This window comes from Ensifer sp. SSB1 (genome assembly GCF_016652895.1).
GTDB lineage: Bacteria > Pseudomonadota > Alphaproteobacteria > Rhizobiales > Rhizobiaceae > Ensifer.
This window is the reverse complement of the sequence record NZ_JAEPRP010000346.1, coordinates 1-2,288: the sequence shown is the minus strand read 5'-3', so window position 1 is coordinate 2,288 and position 2,288 is coordinate 1. Positions and strand designations below refer to the sequence as shown.

The window sequence follows — 2,288 nt, the reverse complement described above, 5'->3', positions numbered from 1 at the left end:
AGCTCTAATCGCTGCCACGCTCACCTACTGGTGCAATTGAGTCCGGACCCTAGTCTGTGCGAAAACGTCGCCGGCAGAGGACTTCGGCGGGAATGAATGGTGAGCGGAAAACCTCGACGTCTGCAGATCCCGCAATGGAAGGCGGGACGCCCACCCTTCCCCAGCCTCTCCTCCCCGTCTCCTCCAGCATCGACATCCAAGAAGCACCCATGACAAAACCCGAAACGAACGACACCCTCGCCTTCTACCGCGACAATGCCGCCACCTATGCGGCGCGCGAACGCAAGCCGCCGACCGCTCGCATCGAGGCCTTCATGGGTCGACTGTCGCCGGGCGCTGCCGTACTCGACCTCGGCTGCGGCGGCGGCCACGATAGTCTCATTCTTCTGGAGCACGGGTTCGACGTCACCGCCTGCGACGGCGCGGCGGATCTCGCGCGGGAAGCCGAACTGCGCATCGGCCGCAAGGTCGAAGTGACAAGGTTTCAGGAGATCGTTTGGGAAGAACGGTTCGACGGCATCTGGGCCGAGGCCTCGCTCTTGCATGTGCCGCGCACGGAGCTTGCCGACGTGCTCACGCGCATTCGCAGGACGCTGAAGCCGGGCGGTTTTCTGCAGGCGAGTTTCAAGGCAGGCGAGACGGAAGGCCACGACCGCTTCGGCCGCTACTTCAACTACCCCTCAGCCGATTGGCTGGGTGCTTGCTTCAAACACGCAGGCTGGCCCGAGGTTGATATCAGCGACGCCGACGGCGGCGGGTATGACGGCGAACCGACCCGCTGGCTGCATGTTTCGGCAAGGCGCGCAGCCTGAGAAGGCTCAGCCCCTGCAGCGCCGCGCGTCTCATCATATGCGCAAAGGTCGCTGCAATACTTTGATTTGCTCTTCTTCCCCGCGTCGTCAAGCCTCTCGGCTGAAGTAACTCAGGATCAGAAGCGTGCAGATCGCAGCAACGATCAAGGCGTCGAAAAGTGCGAAGTGCTCAAAGAATGAGAGCATGGCATTTCCTCCTTCCAACTAAACCTATGAGAGCACAGATTTGCTGGAATTGAAAGCCGGACACAAAATATACTTCAGATAGCAACGTCGCTCTAAGAAGTTATTCTTGCAATGCAGCATCTATTGCCGCGACGCACAAACAATAAATCTCCCGCTTCTCAAGCGCGCCGCAACCTCCAGGTGCTGAGCGCTGGCACAAGGTCACGGACACGAAGAAGCAACACCAGCCCGCATAGCGGGCTGGCGATCGAGGTCACCCTGTAGTGGGAACGGCGCACCCTGAAGCCGGCTCGGTTAGACCGGCGTCACCGATTTCACGCTGCCGGTGGTATCGACGACGCAACTATACTTGCGGCCGCCGGCGTCGAGATTGACGCTATAGGAAGTCGCGTCGAGTGCCCGCGAACTGGTCGGCAGCACTTTGGCGCTGTCCACCTGCGCTGCGCCGGCCGCGGCATGGGCGCAGAGCAGCTGCAGGTCGGCCGGCGCCGTCTGCAGGCTGGTGCGGGCCATATCCTCAGGCTTGGGTGGCGACTGACAGCCGCTGATCGCGGTCATGGCCGCCAGCGCCAGAACAAGGCCTTTCATACGCAATATCCCCTCGCTCACCACGTATCCTCCCCTTCGGATCTTCTATCCCTGTTCCTTCGAACGATCGTCGCGCGTACCCCCGGGCGGCTGATCTCTAATGTCCCGGCGCTCGCAAGGCGCATATGCCGGCGCACCACCGGGCGGGCGACCCGCCTCATCCCTGCCGCCTCAAACGCCCTTGTAGAGCGCCGCCCCCTGCATCAGCACGATCACCTTGGCGCCGATCGCGATGCGCGAGTGCAGGTCGATGACGTCGTCGTTGTTCATGCGGATGCAGCCGGAGGAGACGTCGAGCCCGATCGTCCAGGGCTCCACCGTCCCGTGGATGCGATAGATCGTGTCCTGATCGCCCTCATAGAGATAGAGCGCGCGGGCACCGAGCGGATTGTCCGGCCCGCCGGGCATGCCGGCTGCCCATTTCGCCGCGTTCGGGTCGCGTGCCACCATTTCGGCAGGCGGCGTCCAGGTCGGCCATTCGGCCGTGCGCCCCACGCGCACGATGCCGGCCCAGCCGAAACCTTCGCGGCCGACGCCGATGCCGTAGCGGATCGCCTGGCCGCCGGGCTGCACGAGGTAGAGGAAATGCTGGTTGCCGTCGATGATGATCGTGCCGGGCTGCTCCGCCGTGCGGAAGGTCACCACCTGGCGGCGGAAGGCCTCCGGCAACTGGTTGTTGCGGGCGAAATATTGCCGCGCTTT

The 2,288-nt window shown here is 63.2% G+C and carries 3 protein-coding genes; 1 reads left to right on the top strand and 2 read right to left on the bottom strand.

Annotated elements, in window-relative coordinates; genetic code table 11:
- The first annotated feature begins 209 nt into the window (after positions 1–209).
- Positions 210–812 carry a class I SAM-dependent methyltransferase gene (locus tag I8N66_RS37130; RefSeq protein ID WP_291165533.1) on the top strand — a complete coding sequence of 201 codons (603 nt, stop codon included), beginning with the start codon at positions 210–212 and terminating at the stop codon, positions 810–812.
- Positions 813–1,292: 480 nt separating this feature from the next.
- On the opposite strand, the gene I8N66_RS37125 is transcribed toward I8N66_RS37130, so the two are convergent.
- Together I8N66_RS37125 and I8N66_RS37120 are read right to left on the bottom strand one after the other, a co-directional pair.
- Positions 1,293–1,586 (bottom strand): hypothetical protein, encoded by a 294-nt coding sequence (locus tag I8N66_RS37125; RefSeq protein ID WP_291165530.1) that lies wholly within the window; start codon positions 1,584–1,586, stop codon positions 1,293–1,295.
- Between the two features lie 171 nt (positions 1,587–1,757).
- The coding region (locus I8N66_RS37120) for a L,D-transpeptidase (RefSeq protein WP_291165528.1) at positions 1,758–2,288 on the bottom strand (531 nt) is incomplete at its 5' end.